This is a genomic window from Paenibacillus pini JCM 16418, from assembly GCF_000576305.1.
GTDB lineage: Bacteria > Bacillota > Bacilli > Paenibacillales > Paenibacillaceae > Paenibacillus_AQ > Paenibacillus_AQ pini.
Genome location: NZ_BAVZ01000024.1, coordinates 16,706 through 38,136, shown reverse-complemented (window position 1 = coordinate 38,136; position 21,431 = coordinate 16,706). Strand labels below are relative to the sequence as shown.

Sequence of the window (21,431 nt, the reverse complement as noted above, 5' to 3'; positions counted from 1 at the left end):
CTTTTATAACAAAGTCTTTAAATCTTCATGATGTGTTGATTGATATATTATCCAACCGTTAGGTTATTGGCATTGATGCAGCGGTAGGTCGTGTAGTACGACGGTTACCACCGCCACTACTATGACTGCTAGATGAAGTACTTGGCTTACTTGGTTTACCACCATTAACATCAAATGATGCTATGAATTCTGGATTCGTTTTGCAATCACGCAATTTCTTCAAGAAACCATCAACGAAGTCGACCGATTCATTCATATTTTTACGGATAGCCCAAATGGTATCCAGTTCTTCTTTAGTTAACAGATCCTCTTCACGGCGTGTACCGGAACGGCGAATGTCAATAGCTGGAAAAATACGACGTTCAGCAATTTACGATCTAGGTGCAGTTCCATGTTACCTGTTCCTTTAAATTCCTCATATATAACATCATCCATACGTGAGCCAGTATCAATTAGAGCTGTAGCCAGAATCGTAAGACTACCGCCTTCTTCCACGTTACGAGCCGATCCAAAGAAACGCTTCGGACGATGGAATGCAGCTGGATCGATACCACCACTAAGTGTACGACCAGAAGGAGGAATAACTAGGTTGTAAGCACGAGCCAAGCGGGTAATACTATCCATGAGGATAACGACATCCTTCTTATGTTCCACTAACCGCAAAGCACGTTCCAAGACAAGTTCGGCTACCTTAATATGATTCTCTGGTAATTCATCGAACGTCGAGGCCACAACTTCTCCTTTAACAGAACGCTGCATATCCGTAACTTCTTCCGGGCGTTCATCAATGAGTAATACAAACAGTGAGATTTCGGGATTGTTGGTTGAAATACTGTTGGCAATTTCTTTAAGGAGGAGCGTTTTACCTGCTTTTGGAGGTGCTACAATCAGACCACGCTGTCCCAGACCCACTGGGGCGAGCAAATCCATGATACGAGTAGATAAATGGGTAGGGGATGTTTCAAGTACAAGTTTCTTTTGTGGATATAGAGGAGTCAATGCTGGAAAGTGAAGCCGTTCTGACGCTGTTTCTGGATTCTCTCCGTTGACTGCATTGACCTGCAGAAGTCCGAAATAACGTTCATTCTCCTTCGGTGTCCTGCATTTCCCTGAGACGAGATCTCCCGTTCTCAAATCAAACTTACGAATCTGTGAAGCTGAAATATAAATATCTTCGGTACTCGGCAAGTAATTTATCGGTCTAAGGAAGCCATAGCCTTCGGAGAGGATTTCTAATACGCCTTCCATAAACATAAGTCCGCTTTGCTCTGCTTGAGCTCTCATAATAGCGAAAATTAATTCTTTTTTCTTCAGCTGTCCATAGTACGAAATCTGGTATTTTTTCGCCAGTTTATACAAATCGGTTAGCTTCATTTCTTCCAAATCGGCAATTTGCAAATCCATGTAATAACCACCTATTCAATTTTATGAGACCAAAATTGCGTTATTCTTTTGTTACAATAAACTATCAGTCTATGAAAATCCTCATTAGAATAGCATTACCCAAATGAGAAAGAGATATGCAGTGTATACCCAAATTAGTCCATTCAAATCAGACGTTTTCTGCTCTGCACACCTCTTGAGATTTTACCTACTTTACTAATGGAGTATTAATCGTTCTCACGCCAGACGTCAGCACCAAGTAAACGAAGATTCGTGACTAAATGATCATAACCCCGATCAATAAATTCTACGCCAGTAACTTCCGTAATACCTTCTTCCACAGTAAGTCCAGCGATAACAAGCGCAGCACCTGCACGTAAATCCGTTGCTTTGACCTTCGCAGCATTAAGACGACTTTGTTCTATGATGCCGAGCGGCCCTCCACGCGGATTTTTGCACCCATGCGCACGAGTTCGGGAACGTGTTTGAATCGACTACCATACACAAAATCACTTAGTACGCTGACTCCCTTAGCCTGGGTTAAAAGGCTTGTCATAGGGGACTGCAAATCCGTAGGAACCCCTGGATAGACCAGTGCTTTCACATCGACATGTTCATAGTTGGAATGACCGATAACACGAATACTTTCGTCCAGCTCTTCAATTTTTACGCCCATTTCGATCAATTTGGCGGTCAAAGCTCCAAATGCTTAGGGATAATATTGTCGATTAGGACATCGCCACGTGTAGCAGCGGCCGCGATCATGTATGTGCCCGCCTGAATACGGTCAGGGATAATGGAGTGACGGCAGCCGTGAAGTTCGGTAACGCCCTCGATACGAATCGTTTCCGTACCTGCACCTTTAATCACGGCTCCCATAGAATTAAGAAGTGTTGCTACATCTATAATCTCAGGCTCTTTAGCCGCATTTTCAATAATAGTTGATCCGGTAGCTCTTGCAGCCGCCAGCATAATGTTAATGGTTGCACCTACACTTGATACGTCCAGATAAATCTTGGCGCCGCGCAGCTCTTTAGCATGCAAATGGATGGCACCATGTTCATTGGTAACCGTAGCTCCCAATGCTTCAAATCCCTTAATATGTTGATCGATTGGGCGAGGTTCAAAGTTACATCCACCCGGAAGTCCAATAACGGCTTCTTTAAATCTTCCAAGCATCGCTCCCATCATATAGTAGGAGGCGCGAAGCTTCTTAACAGGGCCATTTGGCATAGGCATCGATACAATTCGAGAAGGGTCAATGTTCATCTGACTACCATCCCACGAAACCTTAGCACCTAGTTCTTCTAAAATTTCTGCGTAAACAGCCACATCACTCAGGAGAGGCAAGTTATCCAGAATCACTTCTGAATCTGCTAAAATTGCAGCAGGAATTAACGCAATTGCGCTGTTTTTTGCACCACTAATTGAAACGGTGCCTTGCAGTGGGCGTCCACCGCTAATCATTAATTTTTCCATAAGCTTAAGGTTCCCCCCACATACTTCGCAGCCGCAAAATAGTTCCGTGTTTTTTAGTGTGTATGAAATGGAAAAACACCGGCTAAGCGGTGTGCTCTCCATTCCATACTATTTAGTTAGACTGACCATGAATGGCCTGTCCAAATCCAATTACATATCAATCGATTTTGAACCTATCGCAAGCATTCCACAAACGTATTATGCTTGGTTGTTGGATCCAAACTCACGAATTTTACCAATTACGGTTTGTTTGATCGCATCACGACCTGGCACGATGTAAGCACGTGGGTCATAAGCATCTGGTTTAGCAGCAAGTACTTCACGAACTGCTTTAGAGAATTCAATTTGATTCTCTGTATTTACATTAATTTTAGAAGTTCCGAGTGAAATCGATTTCTTGATGTCATGTGTCGGAATACCCGTACCACCATGAAGAACAAGCGGAAGGCTGATTGCATTACGGATTTCTTCCATTTCAGCAAATCCAAGGTTTGGTTCGCCTTTGTATGGTCCATGAACCGATCCAAGTGCTGGAGCAAGTGTATCGATGCCTGTTTCTTTAACAATACGTACGCAATCTTCTAGCTTCGCATACATAACGCCACCGATAACATCATCTTCTTGACCGCCAACTGTTCCAACTTCAGCTTCAACGGAAACACCTTTAGCATGTGCATACTCAACAACTTTTTTAGTTGTCTCGATGTTCTTGTCGATTGGGCTATGAGAGTCATCAATCATGACAGATGTGAATCCTGCATCAATTGCCTCTTTACACTTGTCAAAACTTGAACCGTGGTCAAGATGGATTGCGACAGGAACAGTAATCTTCATGTCATGGATGAGTCCTTCTACCATTTTAACAACTGTATAGAAACCGCTCATGTGACGTGCTGCACCCTCAGAAACACCAAGGATTACAGGTGACTTCTCTTCTTCTGCGGCACCAAGAATTGCTTGAGTCCACTCCAGGTTATTGATGTTGAATTGACCAACAGCATATTTACCTTCAAGTGCTTTGTTTAACATGTCTTTCATGGATACTAATGGCATGGTTTCAAACCTCCTAAGAATGTTGGTTTTATCTGTAATTTTAAGCCGACATCTCACTTCGGACTCATTATACCACATCATTTCAAAAATACTAAACAAGCATTTACATTTCACACGCAGAATAACGTCTAAATCACTTGAAAGGCCGCTACCCACTTCTAATTTAGGGAACCGTTTATGTAAGAAATATGGTTCAAACCTTTATAAAATTGAGGTTATTTAACCAAAAAAAGAATTCTGCTCAGAGCAGAATTCTGTCTATTATACATATTTAACCGAACTGCCCTTCAATTGCATGTTTACAGCAACACGCATCTCATCAATATCAAACGGTTTCGTAAAGTGCATGAGTGCACCAAGTTCAGTTGCTTCTTTAATCATATCCAGTTCGCCATATGCCGTCATCATGATGACTTTAATGGAAGGATTCATTTCTTTGATATGCTTCAATATCTCTAGTCCGTCCATCCCAGGAATCTTCATATCGAGCAGAACTAAATCGGGCACATCGTTCTCTACAATTTCTAAAGCAATCTTCCCGTTGGCCGCCTGATACATCGTATAACCTTCAGTACTAAACACTTCCATTAATAAAATGCGGATACCGTTCTGATCATCGACGATCAACACTTTCTTCTTATCCAATCCATAAACCTCCCTACAATCAACCTGCCCCCGAAAATGTCCTTAATAAATACATTTATCTATCTTATCCAATTAATGTTATTCGCCCTCTAAACTCGAAATCCTGCTACTTCGCAAAAATGAAAAAAGGACCTCCGAAGAGGCCCTATATAATCATTTATTTAGATTGAGATAGAAGTGACGCTTTTACAAATTCACGGAATAACGGCTGCGGACGGTTAGGACGCGATGTGAATTCTGGGTGGAATTGCACTGCAAGGAACCAAGGATGTCCAGGAAGTTCAACAATTTCAACTAGACGACCATCTGGAGATGTACCGGATATAATCAGTCCAGCCTTCTCAATAGCTTCGCGGTATTGGTTGTTGAATTCATACCGATGACGGTGTCTTTCATAGACAAGTTCATCATCATAACAAGACATAGCCAGAGAGCCCTCTTGTAGCTTACAAGGGTATAGTCCTAGTCGCATTGTACCGCCCAGATTCTCAATATCTTTTTGCTCTGGCAGCAGGTCAATAACAGGATAATCTGTAGCAGGATTAATTTCAGAGCTGTTCGCTCCTTCAAGTCCAACAACAGAGCGTGCATATTCAATAACAGAGACTTGCATACCCAAGCAAATACCGAAGAACGGAATGTTCTGCTCACGCGCATATCGAATCGCTGAAATTTTACCTTCAATACCGCGATCTCCGAAACCACCTGGTACAAGAATACCACCGATTCCTTTAAGTAGATCACTTACGTTCATATCTGTAATTTCTTCAGCATTAACCCAACGAACTTTAACCTCAGCGTTTGAGGCAAACCCTGCATGAGATAGGGATTCAACAACACTTAAATAAGCATCATGTAATGCGACATATTTACCAACAATCGCAATTTCCACAGTCTTGTCCAACTTCTGGATGCGCTTAACCATAGCTTCCCATTCTGTCATATCCGGTTTTGGAGTAGTTAGCTTCAAATAATTAACTACAATTTCATCCAATCCCTCATCACGAAGGTTCAAAGGTACTTCATACAAAGTTGCCGCATCACGGCATTCAACCACTGCGTTCTCATCGATATCGCAGAACAAAGCAATTTTAGCCTTCATATCAACGGATAACTCATGCTCTGTCCGGCAAACGATAACGTTTGGCTGAATTCCAATGCTACGCAGTTCTTTTACACTATGCTGTGTTGGCTTCGTCTTCACTTCACCAGCAGCCTTGATGTAAGGAATGAGAGTAACATGGATGTACATTACGTTCTCGCGACCGATTTCGCTCTTGATTTGACGAATTGCTTCAAGGAAAGGCAAGCTTTCAATGTCACCAACCGTACCACCAATTTCCGTAATAACTACATCCGAACCCGCTTCACGACCCGCACGATACACCCGTTCTTTAATCTCGTTGGTAATATGAGGAATAACCTGAACCGTCCCCCCCAAATACTCTCCGCGACGCTCTTTACTAATAACGGAGGAGTATATTTTACCAGTGGTGACATTGCTGTTCTTGGACAGGTTGATGTCAATAAATCGTTCGTAATGTCCCAAGTCGAGGTCAGTCTCAGCGCCATCGTCCGTTACAAATACTTCACCGTGCTGATACGGACTCATGGTACCAGGATCCACGTTCAAATACGGGTCGAACTTTTGGATTGTTACCTTAAGTCCTCTATTCTTGAGTAGCCTGCCTAGTGAAGCAGCGGTAATCCCTTTTCCTAGGGAAGACACAACCCCGCCCGTCACAAAAATATACTTTGTCACTGTAAAAACCCTCCTATTAAAGTCCAGAAATTCAGGCGACATATGATGTTAGCGTAACCCGTTTGCCATGATTTCATCGGGCAACGGGTGACAACGTGTTTCTTGGCTTGTGTCTCTTGTGAACGCGCCGCTCAAATTCAATGGCACGGTAGGTCATTCGCATCTTCAAAGTAGAACAAACTAAAGATGACACAGCCGTTCGGACTATACGAATAGGGCCGCAAAGTGCCGGGTGTGCAGCTTTAGTTGAATCTATTTGCACAAAAGAGATGCCCGTAAAGTGTCACATATAGCTCACCTCTACCACGGGGCAGAGAAGCAAAACGCCTTAACGTTACAGCTCATTTAGCAATAAAAAACAAAAAAGTGACACCCGTAGTACGGGGCACTTTTTATTATAAGTCATCATATTTAAATACAATCATAAGCCCATGCAATAGTTTACTCTGTGCCTTGTTCTGTGTCAAGTGAGTAATGACGAAACTTCAATTTAAACAAAGTTCTTACAGGTCTGCGGACTCTTTATCTTCATCATTATCATCAGCATCTTCATCATCCGAATCGTCATCGTCTAAATCTTCATCTTCTAGAATAGACTCATCTTCGACTTCTTCTTCTTCAGAATCGTCATCGGAGTATACATCATCGTGGTCTTCATCAATACGATCGAAGTCCTCTTCGCTCTCATCCATTGCTTCTTCCTCGTCGCTGAAGTCATCGTCATCATCATCATCTTCATCGTTGATGATACGTGGACGCTTAGCATTAGCAATCGGATCTTCTGAACGATCTACCGGGTACCAACGTTTAAGTCCCCATAAATTGGTGCCTACACAGGCAAAACGACCGTCGATGTTGATTTCCGTATATAGCTGAGCGATCGTGTCTTGCATTTCCTCATGACTCAAGCCACGCAGCTTGGCAACTTCTTTCATCAAGTCAAGGTAATAATATGGGGTATTGGCAGCCTTAAGCACGATAAAGGCCAAATCCACCATTGGCATTTCACGAATTTTCTCAGGATCCATCTTTGAAATTGGGTTGCTCACTTAGGACACTTCCTCTCACGCATTGTTCATCCATACAGACAGAATTTTTTAAATGAATAATTCTTGTTGCTGCTCGCTCCATCGGCCAAACCGTGAACGGAATTACTCAGCGTAAGATTATTCTATCTACATAGATTTAGACTCTATAACTGCACACTTTATTACAACATATCCATTAACAAACCTAAGTAAAACCTATTTAGAAATAAATTGCAAGTTTTAATGTCGCAAAGCGGACTAGCCTATGTACATGTCTCGATCAACCCTCTAAACCCTTGGATATGAAATGTTTATACATGATAAAAAAGGCGGGTTCTCCCGCCTTATGACTGTATCCATCCTCTATGGAGTCCCTTCGAGGATTAGGGAAAGAGCCTGATAGGTCTCTTCCCTATATACTATGTCCGTCGCCCGGTTTTGGTAATCAGGCGGGGCCTATTTATGTAAAAAAGGGCAAGTTCCCACTCGTACCCGACTCCCCGTTCATACAATGCTTATGCAGGGTTCATTTATGAGGGGGACTGCCCAACATGGACTATACCGGATTTTTACAGAGATTGCTTGAAGACATGGAAAATCCAACACAATCCGGAGAACGACGAATATTAACCTTCCGCAATCCCCGGCATTACCATGAATGTCAGCAGCAGTTAGAGCATATTCAAATGACTCAGCCTGAAACACCCTATGTACCAACATCCCATTTGCTTCATGCTTTTATGATCCCTTTACCTCGCGACAGCAAGCTTATCACGCGCTATCAGGACGAACTCGCAGAAGAACAGGATGTTCCCGTGAAGGTTCACACTCTTGCCAACAAAGCCATTAACAGTCCTGGGATACCCTATGGAGTTAAACAAATCCAAGCGCCAAAGGCATGGTCTACCTCTACTGGCCATCAAATTAAAATTGGTGTAATTGATACTGGTGTAGATTACTACCATCCCGACCTGCGTCACTCCTTGGGTCGTGGTATCAATTTACTCAACCGCAGCATGCTGCCCTTAGATGACAATGGACATGGAACCCATATTGCAGGTACCATTGCCGCCGCAAACAGTACCGAGGGAATGATTGGTGTCGCACCTCGTGCAACGGTTTATCCAGTAAAAGCATTCGATATTAATGGCTCCGCCTATGTCTCCGATATTATTCTTGGCATTGATTGGTGCGTACGGAACCGAATGCAGATTATCAATATGAGCTTCGGTATGAAGACCCGGAGTAAGGCTCTACTCGATATTGTATGCAAAGCATACGCCTCAGGTATATCCATTGTGGCATCTTCTGGTAATGATGGAAAGCGGCGTAGCATCGACTACCCCGCCAGATATGAGCAAACCATCTCTGTAGGGGCAACGGATCGAAATCGACGTATTGCAGCTTTTAGCAATCGAGGAGAATTTGTCGATATTTATGCTCCGGGTGATAAAATCATTTCATCCTGGACTCGAGGGAAATATCACGAAATGAGTGGTACCTCCATGGCAACCTCCCATGTCAGCGGTTCTATTGCACTGTTGCTCGCTCAGAATCCAGACTTAAAACCCGCTGAAATTAAAGAGCTCCTTCGTCTGACAGCTACACCTGTACGGTTTAGAAAAGGCCAACGTCGTATCTCAGGCTCCATTGAAGTCAACGCTTGGCGTTTACTCAAAGAGGGTATGCGAAATAAACATGCTACTAATCAAAAAGACCACTCCCTCTCAACCTAGAAGAGGGAATGGTCTATGTTATGTTTATGATTTACATTTTCTCAGGAGATGTAACACCAACGATCTTCAGTACGTTCGCAATTACGGTACGCACAGCACCAAGCAAGGCAAAACGAGCTTGAGTTTGAGCAGCATCTTCTGTAATTACCCGCTCCGCCTTATAGTAGCTGTGGAACAGGGAAGCAACTTCATATACATAACGAATCATACGATGTGGTGCATAGTTTGTCGCTGCCAAAGCAATTTCTTCAGGAAGTTGACCAATTTTGCGTAACAAATCATATTCATGCTCAGTTGTTAACAAGCTGAGATCAATTTCCGATAACGTTAGCAATTTAACCCCTTGCTCTTCAGCTTGACGGTAGATACTGCAAATCCGTGCATGGGCATACTGAACATAAAATACAGGATTCTCATTCGATGTCGAAATTGCGAGGTCCATGTCAAAGTCCAAATGTGAATCCATGCTACGCATCGTGAAGAAATAGCGAATTGCGTCAATGCCAACTTCCTCCATCAGGTCTTCCATCGTTACAGCTTTACCTGTACGTTTGGACATTTTGACCTTCTCACCGTTCTGGAACAAGCTAACCATTTGGGCGATAAGTACGATCAGTTTAGCTGGATCGTTACCGATTGCTTCCATGGCTGCCTTCATACGAGGAATATATCCGTGATGATCTGCGCCCCAGATGTTGATCATGCGGTCATAGCCACGAGCATACTTATCACGGTGATAAGCAATATCCGGGGTTAGGTACGTGTAGGTACCATCATTTTTAACGAGTACGCGGTCTTTGTCGTCACCGTAATCTGTGGTACGCAGCCAAGTCGCTCCGTCTTGATCATAGGCCTGTCCCTTGTCTCTCAACTCTTGAAGGGAAGCTTCAACTAATTTGTTCTCATATAGTGAAGTTTCGCTAAACCATTCGTCAAAATGAACTCTAAAACGACCAAGATCACGTTTGATCTTGCCCAGCTCCTTCTCCAATCCATAAGTACGGAAAAAAGCAGCACGCTGCGTAGCATCCATAGACATCAATGAATCGCCTTTTTCAGCGACCAATTCTTTAGCAAATCCTTTAATATCTTCGCCATGGTATCCATCTTCAGGCATCTCGCACTTTGTCCCAGTTCCTGAATGTAACGAGCCTCAATTGATTTACACAAATTCTCAACCTGTTTCCCAGCGTCGTTAATATAATATTCACGGGTTACTTCGTATCCGGCAAAATCAAGCACATTACATAGCGCGTCACCTACAGCTGCTCCGCGCGCATGTCCTAAATGTAGACTTCCCGTTGGATTAGCACTAACGAATTCGACTTGAATTTTTTCTCCCTTACCCAGTTGAATACGTCCGTATTGTTCCCCTTGTTCAACAATTTGCTGTACAACAGGATAAAGATAACTCTTATTAAGTGAGAAGTTAATAAATCCTGGACCCGCAATTTCAGCTTTCTCTATGGAAGCCTTCTTCAAATCCAAATGCTCTATAATAGCCTCAGCAATTTGACGTGGATTCTTCTTAGCAATCCGAGTAAGCTGCATAGCAGCGTTTGTTGCCAAGTCCCCGTGGCTTTTCTCTTTCGGTACTTCAAGCGTTATGGCTGGTACTTCCTCGCGGCTAACAATACCTGCAGCAACAATCGCATCGGCAACGGCCTCCGAAACCAGCAGGTTGATTTGTTCTAACGGATTGACTGTCATGATTGGGTTTCCTCCTGTATATCAACACTAATGTCAAAATGTCCTACACATTCATCGTACACATATAAATCATATGTCCAGCGGATCTGACCATACATGCCCTGCATGTCCATCACCAGCGTGTGAGTATGCGTTGAAAGATTAAAAGACGTATACGCAGCCCGGTAAAAACCCGGATGCTTGCGCTCTTGCTGAAAAGATTGCTCCGACTCAACTGCGCCGTGGCGAATCATTTTCACGGTATCTGTCGTGATCTTCAGAGTCGTTCTTGTTTCCTGACCCTGTTCGTTTGCTGGCTCCTTATACTTTACATATAGGGCCTGACCCATGGCCATGACTTCACCGGGCATTTCCTGCAACACTTCTTCTCCATCTTGGCGGCTAAGAAGACGGATTCCAGCAATTTTCATATCTGGCATACGCAAAAATACTCCATTCTATTCGTTCCTATTCTACTACTATATCCAGTTCACTGACTCAATTCAATGGAAATGTCCCTTGTCCGTCTCCTTTAGGCTTCAATTAACCTCTATTCATATCATTGTCCTGAATGTAAATAAATAAGCCCGACCAAAAGGGTCAGGCTTATCATTTCACATATTAGAAGCTATATTTAGGGTTTCAATGCTTCTTTGGTAGCAAACTTACGATTCCATGTTGCCCCACCATTCATTGTCTCATAAATGGAAGATTTAGTTGGACTAGTCACTGCCAGCCAGCCAATATTACCATCAATGAATGAAATGCGAGCATCATACCCGTTAATGTCTGGTTTTACATTTTTCCACGTCTTTCCTCCATCATACGTGCGTCCGATTCCTACCATACCTCCAGCAGGTGAACCCCCTACTAAAAAGGCTGTGCTACTCCCTGCTAATTGCATATTAGAAGGATGTCCACCTGGCATCGCAGGTCCCTGATTTACCACACCCGATCCACCACCTGGGGCAGGGCCTCCTCCAGCTGTAGCCTGTGAGATTACTTTCTTCCAATGTCCTCCTTGGTCGGAACTACCGTATAGGGAATACGATACCTGCGACATCCCAGACCCGCCAAACATTAGAGCCCATACTTGATTTCCCTTACTATACACTTGCCCACCAATGGTCATGTCTGGCTGTGTTTTTACATCAAGCTGAGTTCTCCAAGTAAGTCCACCATCTATTGTCTTCTTCACGGTATAACCACCACTTGGCACAACTGTAAGTACATAGCCTTTCTTGAGGTCTTCAAAAGAAGTATAGCGAGTGTTGGCAGGAGTTTTAATTTTCACCCAATTCAACCCGCCATTTGTCGTCCGATATGCCGTATTTAGAGCGTATCCAACTGCCGTTTGCTTGTTTATAAGATCGATACGATCAAAAGCAATCCCACCATTCGTTACCTTTTTCCAGTGTGACCCACCATCTGACGTTTGAATTAGATATTTGGTTGTCTGCCCGGGAAGGGTGGCAAGTGCCCAGCCATTCGTATTATCTGGAAAATCGATTTGCTTAAATTGCCATTGTCCCGTATAGATTTCCTGCCATTGGCAGCCGGCGTCTGAGGTTCCGATCATAAACCCAGTACCTGCAGCTCGTCCCTTCTGAGCAGTTAAGAACTGAATGTCTGTAAATTGAAAAGGTTCCTTATCTGAACCCGTATGTTGTTTCTGAATATTTTGTAATAGTCCGTGATCTCCAGTACCGCATGTCACTGGTGCTTTCGATGCTTGTGCCGCAACTTTACCTTCAGATGTGCCCCAGCTAACAGGTACTAGTAAAGCGAGGGCTGCTAACGTAAGTGCAGAACGCTTTAGTGCTTTGTGTATGATCATAACAACACCTCCATGTATGATTCTTTACCCTTTTTTCCCTAATTTCACTCGTTATCTGACAAGATAAGTCCATGATTGATAAAGAATTTAAAAAAGCACCACTGGCCGCTACGAAAGGCTTTACGCTTTTCGTAGATATGCCGGGGTGCTTATTCATTAATTTATTTTACAAAACCAAGTAACATTTCGCGAATTAGCTTGGCTGCCACAATTTGCGTTTGTTCCGAGTGGTCGTAAACAGGTGCAACTTCTACCAAATCACAACCCACCACATTCACGCTGGAATTGGCGATTAAGTGTACCGCTTCAATCAGTTCTTTCGAAGTAATTCCACCCGCTTCTGCTGTACCTGTACCAGGCGCTGCAGAAGGGTCGAGTACATCAATATCAATCGTAACATAAACAGGTCGATTACCCATCTGAGGCAAAGCTTCTTTCAAAGGAGCCGCAACTTCAAATGGATAGAAATTAATGTTCTCGCGTCCAAACTGGAATTCTTCTTTGGAACCCGAGCGGATACCAAATTGATAAATATTTTTGCCACCCATCAGCGCAGCTGCTTTACGCACAGGCGTTGAGTGAGACAATGGCTCCCCTTCATAGTGCTCACGCAAATCAGCATGTGCATCAATATGAATCAGAATCAGATCAGGATATTTAGCATAAACCTGCTCAATTACAGGCCATGTAACCAGATGTTCACCACCAAGACCCACAGGGAACTTGTCGTCTGCAAGAATTTTACCAACATATTCGCTAATGACTTCAAGCTGCGTGCTGCGTTACCAAACGGTAGCAGCAAATCGCCTGCATCGAAATACTCCAGATCTACAATGCTCTTATCGAGATATGGGCTATATTCTTCTAAACCTACTGAGGCTTGACGGATATGGGATGGGCCAAAGCGTGATCCAGGGCGGAAGCTGACAGTGTAATCCATCGGCATACCATAAATAACGGCTTTGGAACTTTCGTAATTTTCAGAGCTGCAAATAAAGACGTTACCGGAATAAGCTTGATCGAGTTTCACGTTCCAGTCCCCCTATTTAGTCAAATCTTCTACAAATTTAGGCAATACGAATGCAGCCTTGTGCAGGCGAGGCGTGTAATACTTCGTTTCCATTTCTGGAATCTTCGTCTCATCGACTTCAAGCGGATCGTATTTCTTACTGCCCATTGTGAATGTCCATAGACCACTCGGATACGTAGGAATATTCGCTGCGTATACACGTACGATTGGGAAGATTTCCTTCACATCTGCGTTAACCTTTTGGATGAGATCAGCTTGAACCATGGGTTGTCCGTTTGTGCGACGAAAATACCATCTTCTTTAAGTGCTTCGTAGATTCCTTGATAGAAACCACGTTCAAATAATGGAGCTGCTGGACCCACTGGCTCTGTGGAATCAACCATGATGACATCATACTCATTTTTATGCTCGTGAATGTGCATGAATCCGTCGTTCACGATAACTTCTACTTTAGGATCATCCAGTTTACCCGCAATGGAAGGCAGGTATTTCTTAGAATATTCGATAACTTTACCATCAATATCGACAAGAACTGCCTTTTCAACTTCCGGATGTTTAATAATTTCGCGAATAACGCCACCGTCGCCGCCACCAACGACTAGCACGTGCTTCGGATTTGGATGCGTGTTTAGAGCAGGGTGTGCAACCATTTCATGATAGACAAATTCGTCCTTCACGGTTGTCATTACCATCCCATCAAGCAAAAGCATATTACCGAACTCTTCAGTTTCGACCATCGCCAAATCCTGAAAGTCAGTTTTTTCACTGACATACGTCTGTTTAATTTTAGCAGTAATCCCGAAAGCGGGTGTCTGTTTCTCCGTAAACCACAATTCCATTTGTATAACCTTCTTTCCGCTAGAATATGTGTGCCTGTTCGTTCCCATCATGATGTCATATCCGACTTTAAGATATTGCATGAACTTGAAGGTAATGGCCTAGAATTAGTCCAAGTCCCACATGCTCTTTATTGTACCAAACTATGGATATATAAACACATCTTATGCATTATACGCGATAGGAGAAATGACTGTAAAGCATCACTTTTAACAGCATTTATGGCCTTTTTTGTTCTGCAAAAATCACTTTATATGCGCTTTATCGACATTGAATTTGACGCTCGTGAATATCTAACCGCCAGCTTTCCTATAATGGTAGGTAAACCCACCTGAAAGGGGCTGGCGCCATGCCAAACACACCCGATAGACAGCCCAAGCGAAAAAGACATTTTCTCGCTATATTTAAGTTCATGCTCGGCATGTTCGTCTTCTCCCTGCTCGCAATCGCCGCTCTGCTCGGATATTTATATCAAACTAACCTTCCTGTCGCAGACACAGACCGCAATTCACGGCTCCTAGATAGCCAAGGAAATATTATTGCTTCCTTCTCAGCCAGCGGCCGCAGCTATGAGCCTGTGCCTCTAGATCAAATCTCACCCCAGCTCATCGAGGCTACCCTCGCCGTTGAAGACCGTAAATTTTATGACCATATCGGTTTTGATATATGGGGGATGGGACGAGCACTTCTAGTGAACTTGGAGCACATGGACCGTTCACAGGGGGCTAGTACATTGACACAGCAGCTTGCCCGTAACTTGTATCTATCCCATGAGAAAACATGGTCCCGTAAATTAAAAGAAGCCATGTATACTGCTCAGCTAGAGATGAAGTACAGTAAACATGATATTTTGCAAATGTATCTAAACGAGATTTATTATGGTCACGGTGCCTATGGCATTGAAGCTGCTTCGCAAATGTATTTTGGTAAATCAGCGAAACAACTGGATTTAGCAGAGAGCGCTTTGCTCGCCGGTATCCCTAAGGGGCCAACTTATTATTCACCCTTTAATCATATGGATAATGCCAAGAGTAGACAGCAAATTGTATTGTCCTCCATGGCCGAAGTTGGAGACATCACTCAGACTGAAGCTCGGGAGGCTGCCGATAAGGCATTAAACTTCAAATTACAGAGTGAGTCAAAAGTGACGGTGAATGCTCCCTATTTCCGTGACTATATAAGAAATTTAGTAACGAACCAGCTTGGTATCAGCGAGGATCAGCTCGATCATGGTGGCTTAAACATTTATACCACGCTGGATTCTCATGCCCAGCAAGCTGCTGAGGACGCTGTTGCCAAAGGCATGGACCCTACGAGTGATCTAGACACTGCACTCATATCTATGGATCCGCGCACGGGTTACATTAAGGCGATGGTTGGCGGCAAGAATTATCAAGTAAATCAATACAATCATACACTTGCCAAAACACGTCAGCCTGGCTCGTCCTTCAAGCCCATTATGTATCTGACCGCTCTCTCTACCAAAGCTATGACGGGGCTTAGCACGTTTAACAGTGAACCGACATTATTTCACTATGACAATAACCGTAAGACTTATCAGCCCAGTAACTTTGGTGAGAAATACCTCGGTGAAATCAATATGCAAGAGGCCATTGCTGCCTCAGATAACATTTATGCGGTCAATACGCTTATGAAAGTGGGAGCCGATAAGGTCATTGATATGGCTAGGAAGTTGGGAATTGTCAGCCCGCTACAGTCTGTTCCGTCCCTTGCACTAGGCACCTCACCGATCAGCCCATTTGAGATGGCTTCTGCATTCTCCGTTATCGGAAACGGAGGCAAGCGAATGCAGCCTCTAGCTGTACTGAAAATTACAGATGCAGCCGGAGGGAACATCTTTCAGGCGGAGCAGGAGTCAGAGGAACAGGTGGTAGATCCAGCGGCTGCCTATGTGTTGACTCATCTGATGGAGAGCGTATTCGAAACGGGCGGTACAGGAAACCGTGTCTCCTCACTGATGAAGCGTCCTGTCGCTGGCAAAACAGGTACGACCAATACCGACGCTTGGCTCGTGGGCTTCACGCCAGAGCTCGCTACTGCCGTTTGGGTGGGCTATGACAAGGGACGTGAAATCACCACAACGGATGGACATAGAGCCGCACCTATTTTTGCACAATATACTGAGAATGCCCTCTCGAACGTCCCACCGAAAATTTTTACGATTCCTAGTGGCGTTGTGAGTGTCTATATTGATCAACAAACTGGAAAGCTTGCTACCGCAAACTGTCCGGAAAAGAAGTTAGAAGTATTTATTCAAGGCACTGAACCGACAGAATATTGCACAATCCATGGTGCTGATTTGAAAGATCCTGCTACACCAAGTGGAAATACAGAGGATAAGCGCGGATGGTGGTCAGATTTCAAACGATGGATTACAGATTAAATGGATAATCAATCAAGAGGGGTGATATATTCGCCCTTCTTTTTTTGCGTGAGATATATGTGCTACATTTTAAATAAGGTAAAGTCCGAGCAAATAAAAAATCGATTGTAGTCTCCATCTATGGAAAGAAAGGGTATCTATATATAGAAGAAGAAAAAGAAAAGTACCCCTAATCGCTAATGAACAATAAGAGGTGATTGAATGGACTACCCCGATCAACATCATGGCAAGCCCCTTCTCCATCCTGATCTGTTTCGCTTAACAGCGCTTGAGCTGCGCCCCTACTGCTTGGCCAGACACTGGTACGTTCTACAGAAGATGGTGATATTCACTGCCGTATTGTTGAAACTGAAAGCTATGGTGGAGCAGAGGATAAGGGTAGTCATGCTTATAACAATCGGCGAACGGCACGGACAGAGAATATGTTCGCCCCCGGTGGCATTGCTTATGTGTATCTCATCTATGGAATGTATCATTGTGTAAATGTAGTCGTCGGTGATGCAGACGATCCACAAGCAGTACTCATCCGAGCCGTGGAGCCATTAAGTAAGCGGGACGAGCAGCTAATGTGGAAATATCGAGGCAAGGTGTCCGGTAAGGCAGCAAACCTGAGCAATGGACCGGGCAAGCTATGCCGCGCTTTACGGATTGATAAAAGCCTGAATGGCTGTCCTCTAAATCACGCGGGTAGCCCGCTACGGCTCGAGGAAGGCGAGGTATTCTCCGATTCGTTATTACAAGCTCCTCGTGTCAATATTGATTACGCAGCTGAATATGCCAACAAACCTTGGCGATTCTATATTGCAGATCATCCTTACGTTTCGATTCGCGATAAAAATGCTCAGCCAGTTCGATGATTGGCAGGCAATAGCTGCTAGATAAATAAAAAAGACGGATGGCCCTGTTGGCTATCCGTCTTTTTATCTTTGTGGATCGAATTCCCGCTCCACCTTCTTCGCTTCTACTCATCTACTCCGTTACATTGAGCGCGTTCTTGAGTTCGTCAGGTGAATTATTCCACCATTCTTCATTATGTGAAATCAATAATTCCTTCAACAGACGCTTCTCTTCTAAACCAAGCTCATCGAGGATGACTTTGCGTTTCAGCGCTGCATCCAGTTTATTCACATGGTCCGCAAGGATTTTCCATCCGCGGCGCTCTTCTTCATCAATCCACATTTCACAAGCTGTAGCTCCAGCATAACATTGTCCTTCTTCTGTACGTTCTACAGCGATCCAGACGATCCAAACCTGACGACCATTCGGCACGTCTTCGCGATTTGCTGAGAAGCGCATACGGCGCTCTGCCTTACTCTTCCCGTGCATAGCACCAATATCAAGGATCGCCTCTCCCCGGTCAATAATCACAGGTGAAACATTATTCAGTTCAATGGAACCTGCTCCAAATCCCATCTTGTGCTTGCTCTTACCACTGACAATATTAAGGGCAATCTGTTTCTTGCCCACCGGTTTTTCATTGTTCTCCATCTCGTAGCCCTCCTATTTGGAAACAAAATGCCAACCCTGGCATTTCATCTGCTGGTAATACGACTTCATCCTACACATAACATACGCTTATACCTTACACACTAACAACCTTTTCTTGGGGACATTAGGCGTTTCTCATAAGCTAGTCTATATAAATTTTATTTTAACTAATAATCGCAGGAAAGCCAACATATACATGCTTTAGATGCTTGTCAACGGGAGGTTTTCGTATATGGCTCCAGCTCGTGCCAAAATCATTTTTTCTTTTGTACTGGCTCTATGTCTCCTTATTGCAGGAGCATGGTGGCTCTTCTTCAACCCTTCAGCAGATTTCCATTCTACCTTTGCGCCGGAAAAGGCCAAGCTTCCCGCATCCGCTTCAGTTCCCGAGCAACAAGAAAGCGTCCAAGAGCCGACAGCAGAAATCCTTAGCAAACGGATCGTAGAATACCACATTGATGCGAAGCTCGATCCGACCAAACGCGTTATCCAAGCAACTCAGACTCTGACCTGGACCCATCCCGGTAAAAAACAGTGAACGAGCTCTACTTTCATCTGTATCCGAATGCCTTTGCATCTATGGAAACAACATTTATGAAAGAATCCGGCGGCAAACTACGTAATGACAGCATGCCGAGTAACGGCTATGGATCCATGACCCTAAAAGGAATGAAAACAGAAAATGGTCTTTCGCTAATGAACCGGCTTGAATATGTTCAACCCGATGATGGCAATATCAAGGACAAGACCTTAATGAAGGTGCGCTTGCCTAGGCCCGTCAAAGGAGGCGAGAGCATTACCCTCAGCATGCAGTATGAAGTTCAGCTTCCTAAAATATTCGCTCGCATGGGGACCGCTGGCAATTTCGTTATGGCAGGCCAATGGTTTCCTAAAATCAGTGTCTATGAACCTGCTAATACCCGTGGACGCAGCACCGAAGGCTGGAATCTCCATCAATATCATGGTAACTCAGAATTCTATGCCGACTTCGGTATCTATAGCGTACGCATTCATGTCCCCAAAAATTACACAGTTGCGGCAACAGGATTCCCCGTTCAGCCCGCACAGAACAAGAATGGGGAGAAAGTTTATCAGTTCTATGCAGATGATGTTCATGATTTTGCTTGGTCGGCCTCACCCGACTTTATCGTAGCCGAAGAGCCCTTCTCATCGGCGGAGGTGCCAGGCGTTCGGATCAAGCTCTACCTAGATCCAGCACATAAAGATTTAAAGGAGCGGTACTTCTATGCTGCAAAAGCCGCTCTGAAATATTTTAGTAGATGGTACGGCACTTACCCTTACTCAACCCTATCCATTGTTGTGCCTCCTGAGGCCGGGAATGGTGCTGGTGGCATGGAGTATCCAACCCTAGTTACCGCCTTTGGCGCTAAAGACGAGTCACCAGGCTATGATCTGGAACGCACCGTCATTCACGAAATTGGTCATCAATATTTCTACGGAATGCTTGCAAGCAATGAATTTGAAGAGGCTTGGTTGGATGAAGGTTTCACCTCCTATGCGGAAGATAAACTGATGGAACAAGAATATGGAGTCATTCCGAGCCTACCTGTACAATCAACCCTCATCTCAACACCAGCACCACTCACCCAAGATGCTTGGAAATACACTTTACCGAATCAATATGCCCTCAATGTCTACTATCGCGGAAAAATGGTCCTCAAAACGATTGAACAATCGGTTGGGAAATCAACAATGAACAAAATTATGGCTCGTTATACCGGCAAGTACCGCTTTGGTCATCCGACCACAAGTGATTTTCAGAAAATCGTAGAACAGGCTACAGGTAAGTCGTGGAAAAGCTACTTTGATCAATATGTGTACGGCGAACAAATGGCTGATTTTGCAGTAGATCAAATTACGGTTCAGAAGAAAAAGAGTGGCTCAAATCCCTTATTCGAATCAGCTATCACCATATCCAAAAACGGTGGGAATTATGACAAAATACCGATTCTTTTTACTTTTAAAGACGGACACAAACTCAAGAAAATATGGGATGGCAGTGGTAAGAGTGCCGTATTTAAGCTTCAATATACCTCGCCTCTCGCATGGGCCATGGTCGATCCATCCTACAACATCGTGCTAGATAATAAGCATATGAACAACTATTTAAAAGCGGATATGGACAAGGACGTACTATTTCGCTGGAATGAAAGCATCACCAAGCTGATTGAGACTCTGCTTGGAAGTCTGTCCTGGTGAGGTGAGAGCTGGTGAGGACCTATATCGCCAATGGCTGGAAAAGTGTAAAGGATCAATTTTACGTCATCATTATTTTATTTTTATATCAGCTTTTATGGGGTTATTTTCTGTACCGCCTGGTTGAATCTGCTGTAGTGCCTTTATTAATGCGGTATCCAGACCCACCTCCAAATCAGCTTAGTCAGGCTCTATACTATATTGAAGCGCAAATGGGTTTGAGTGAAAATAGCACCGTTCATGCCTACTTATGGATTCTGCTTGGCATTGGCGTATTCCGCATGTTACTAACTCCATTTATTCAAGCGGGTATTCTATATGGACTTCAGCAAGAGTATAAGGGTCTAAGAGGCCTCTTCTTCTTCCAAGGTATGCGACGGTACGGTAAATCCATCTTCATCTTTCATATCGTCGAGTGGATTCTACTCGCGGCACCAGCTTATTGGCTACTGCCTCGTCTATATCATGTATTAATCAGCGGACTCCAGTCTCAATTGCTGTTTCTAAACGGTGTCCCTTATGTAGTGGCATGGCTATTATATGGCTATATTGTTCATCAATTGCTTCTATATATGCAGTTTGGCAAGATCAGTGGCTCGGGTATGGTCTCCTCTTTATGGATTGGCATATGCAATTCCTTACCCATCATTGGCATTTCGATCTGCTTGGAATGATAAATTTGCTCGTGTTCGGGTTATCGACAGGAATATCTTTGGTATGGGCTGGAATAATCGGACTCATCCTACAACAAGCGTATCATTTCGTAACCTGCATCTTTAAGCTATGGAATACCACTTCACAATTCAGCCTGTGGCACCACAAATCAGAAAAATAATTGATAAA

Annotated in this window: 11 protein-coding genes and 6 pseudogenes; 5 read left to right on the top strand and 12 right to left on the bottom strand. The window is 43.9% G+C overall.

Annotated features, from left to right (window positions below; all coding sequences use genetic code 11):
• Positions 1-58: 58 nt before the first annotated feature.
• From rho to rpoE, 6 genes and pseudogenes are all read right to left on the bottom strand, one after another.
• Positions 59-1,404 (bottom strand): annotated as a pseudogene (gene rho / locus JCM16418_RS21000) (transcription termination factor Rho).
• A gap of 206 nt (positions 1,405-1,610) precedes the next feature.
• Positions 1,611-2,862: pseudogene (gene murA / locus JCM16418_RS20995) on the bottom strand (UDP-N-acetylglucosamine 1-carboxyvinyltransferase).
• Positions 2,863-3,060: 198 nt separating this feature from the next.
• Complete coding sequence (gene fba, locus JCM16418_RS20990) at positions 3,061-3,915, bottom strand: class II fructose-1,6-bisphosphate aldolase (RefSeq protein WP_036652895.1); 855 nt, start codon at positions 3,913-3,915, stop codon at positions 3,061-3,063.
• A gap of 261 nt (positions 3,916-4,176) precedes the next feature.
• Entirely contained in the window at positions 4,177-4,560 is a 384-nt protein-coding gene (locus JCM16418_RS20985; RefSeq protein WP_036652894.1) for a response regulator, read from the bottom strand.
• 157 nt (positions 4,561-4,717) lie between these two features.
• Entirely contained in the window at positions 4,718-6,322 is a 1,605-nt protein-coding gene (pyrG, locus tag JCM16418_RS20980) for a CTP synthase (RefSeq protein ID WP_036652892.1), read from the bottom strand.
• A 503-nt stretch (positions 6,323-6,825) separates the two neighbouring features.
• Positions 6,826-7,371, bottom strand: coding sequence for a DNA-directed RNA polymerase subunit delta (gene rpoE / locus JCM16418_RS20975; RefSeq protein ID WP_036652890.1), 546 nt, complete (start codon positions 7,369-7,371; stop codon positions 6,826-6,828).
• 530 nt (positions 7,372-7,901) lie between these two features.
• Here rpoE and JCM16418_RS20970 point away from each other — a divergent pair.
• Positions 7,902-9,086: a S8 family peptidase gene (locus JCM16418_RS20970; RefSeq protein WP_036652887.1), complete on the top strand. Its 1,185-nt coding sequence runs from the start codon at positions 7,902-7,904 to the stop codon at positions 9,084-9,086.
• A 31-nt stretch (positions 9,087-9,117) separates the two neighbouring features.
• On the opposite strand, the pseudogene argS reads toward JCM16418_RS20970, so the two are convergent.
• The 5 genes and pseudogenes from argS to speE all read right to left on the bottom strand — a co-directional run bounded on the left by argS (position 9,118) and on the right by speE (position 14,481).
• Positions 9,118-10,796 (bottom strand): annotated as a pseudogene (argS, locus tag JCM16418_RS20965) (arginine--tRNA ligase).
• Positions 10,793-11,215 (bottom strand): YwiB family protein, encoded by a 423-nt coding sequence (locus tag JCM16418_RS20960; protein WP_036652885.1) that lies wholly within the window; start codon positions 11,213-11,215, stop codon positions 10,793-10,795. Before JCM16418_RS20960 ends, argS begins: the two are co-directional and overlap by 4 nt.
• Before the next feature lie 194 nt (positions 11,216-11,409).
• The gene (locus tag JCM16418_RS20955; protein WP_036652883.1) at positions 11,410-12,612 is read right to left on the bottom strand and encodes a WD40/YVTN/BNR-like repeat-containing protein; all 1,203 of its coding nucleotides are present in this window, start codon (positions 12,610-12,612) and stop codon (positions 11,410-11,412) included.
• A gap of 161 nt (positions 12,613-12,773) precedes the next feature.
• Positions 12,774-13,642 (bottom strand): annotated as a pseudogene (speB, locus tag JCM16418_RS20950) (agmatinase).
• A 12-nt stretch (positions 13,643-13,654) separates the two neighbouring features.
• Positions 13,655-14,481, bottom strand: a pseudogene (speE, locus tag JCM16418_RS20945) (polyamine aminopropyltransferase).
• A 347-nt stretch (positions 14,482-14,828) separates the two neighbouring features.
• Between speE and JCM16418_RS20940 the strand changes: the two are divergent.
• A complete protein-coding gene (locus tag JCM16418_RS20940) occupies positions 14,829-16,883 on the top strand; it encodes a transglycosylase domain-containing protein (RefSeq protein WP_036652880.1) in 2,055 nt (684 codons plus the stop codon).
• Positions 16,884-17,167: 284 nt separating this feature from the next.
• The gene (locus tag JCM16418_RS20935) at positions 17,168-17,740 is read left to right on the top strand and encodes a DNA-3-methyladenine glycosylase (protein WP_036652879.1); all 573 of its coding nucleotides are present in this window, start codon (positions 17,168-17,170) and stop codon (positions 17,738-17,740) included.
• 112 nt (positions 17,741-17,852) lie between these two features.
• On the opposite strand, the gene JCM16418_RS20930 is transcribed toward JCM16418_RS20935, so the two are convergent.
• Entirely contained in the window at positions 17,853-18,371 is a 519-nt protein-coding gene (locus JCM16418_RS20930; RefSeq protein WP_036652876.1) for a YwhD family protein, read from the bottom strand.
• A 232-nt stretch (positions 18,372-18,603) separates the two neighbouring features.
• On the opposite strand from JCM16418_RS20930, the pseudogene JCM16418_RS20925 reads away from it, so the two are divergent.
• Positions 18,604-20,591, top strand: a pseudogene (locus JCM16418_RS20925) (M1 family metallopeptidase).
• Positions 20,592-20,602: 11 nt separating this feature from the next.
• The gene (locus tag JCM16418_RS20920; RefSeq protein ID WP_052020637.1) at positions 20,603-21,262 is read left to right on the top strand and encodes a hypothetical protein; all 660 of its coding nucleotides are present in this window, start codon (positions 20,603-20,605) and stop codon (positions 21,260-21,262) included.
• The last annotated feature ends 169 nt before the right edge of the window (positions 21,263-21,431 follow it).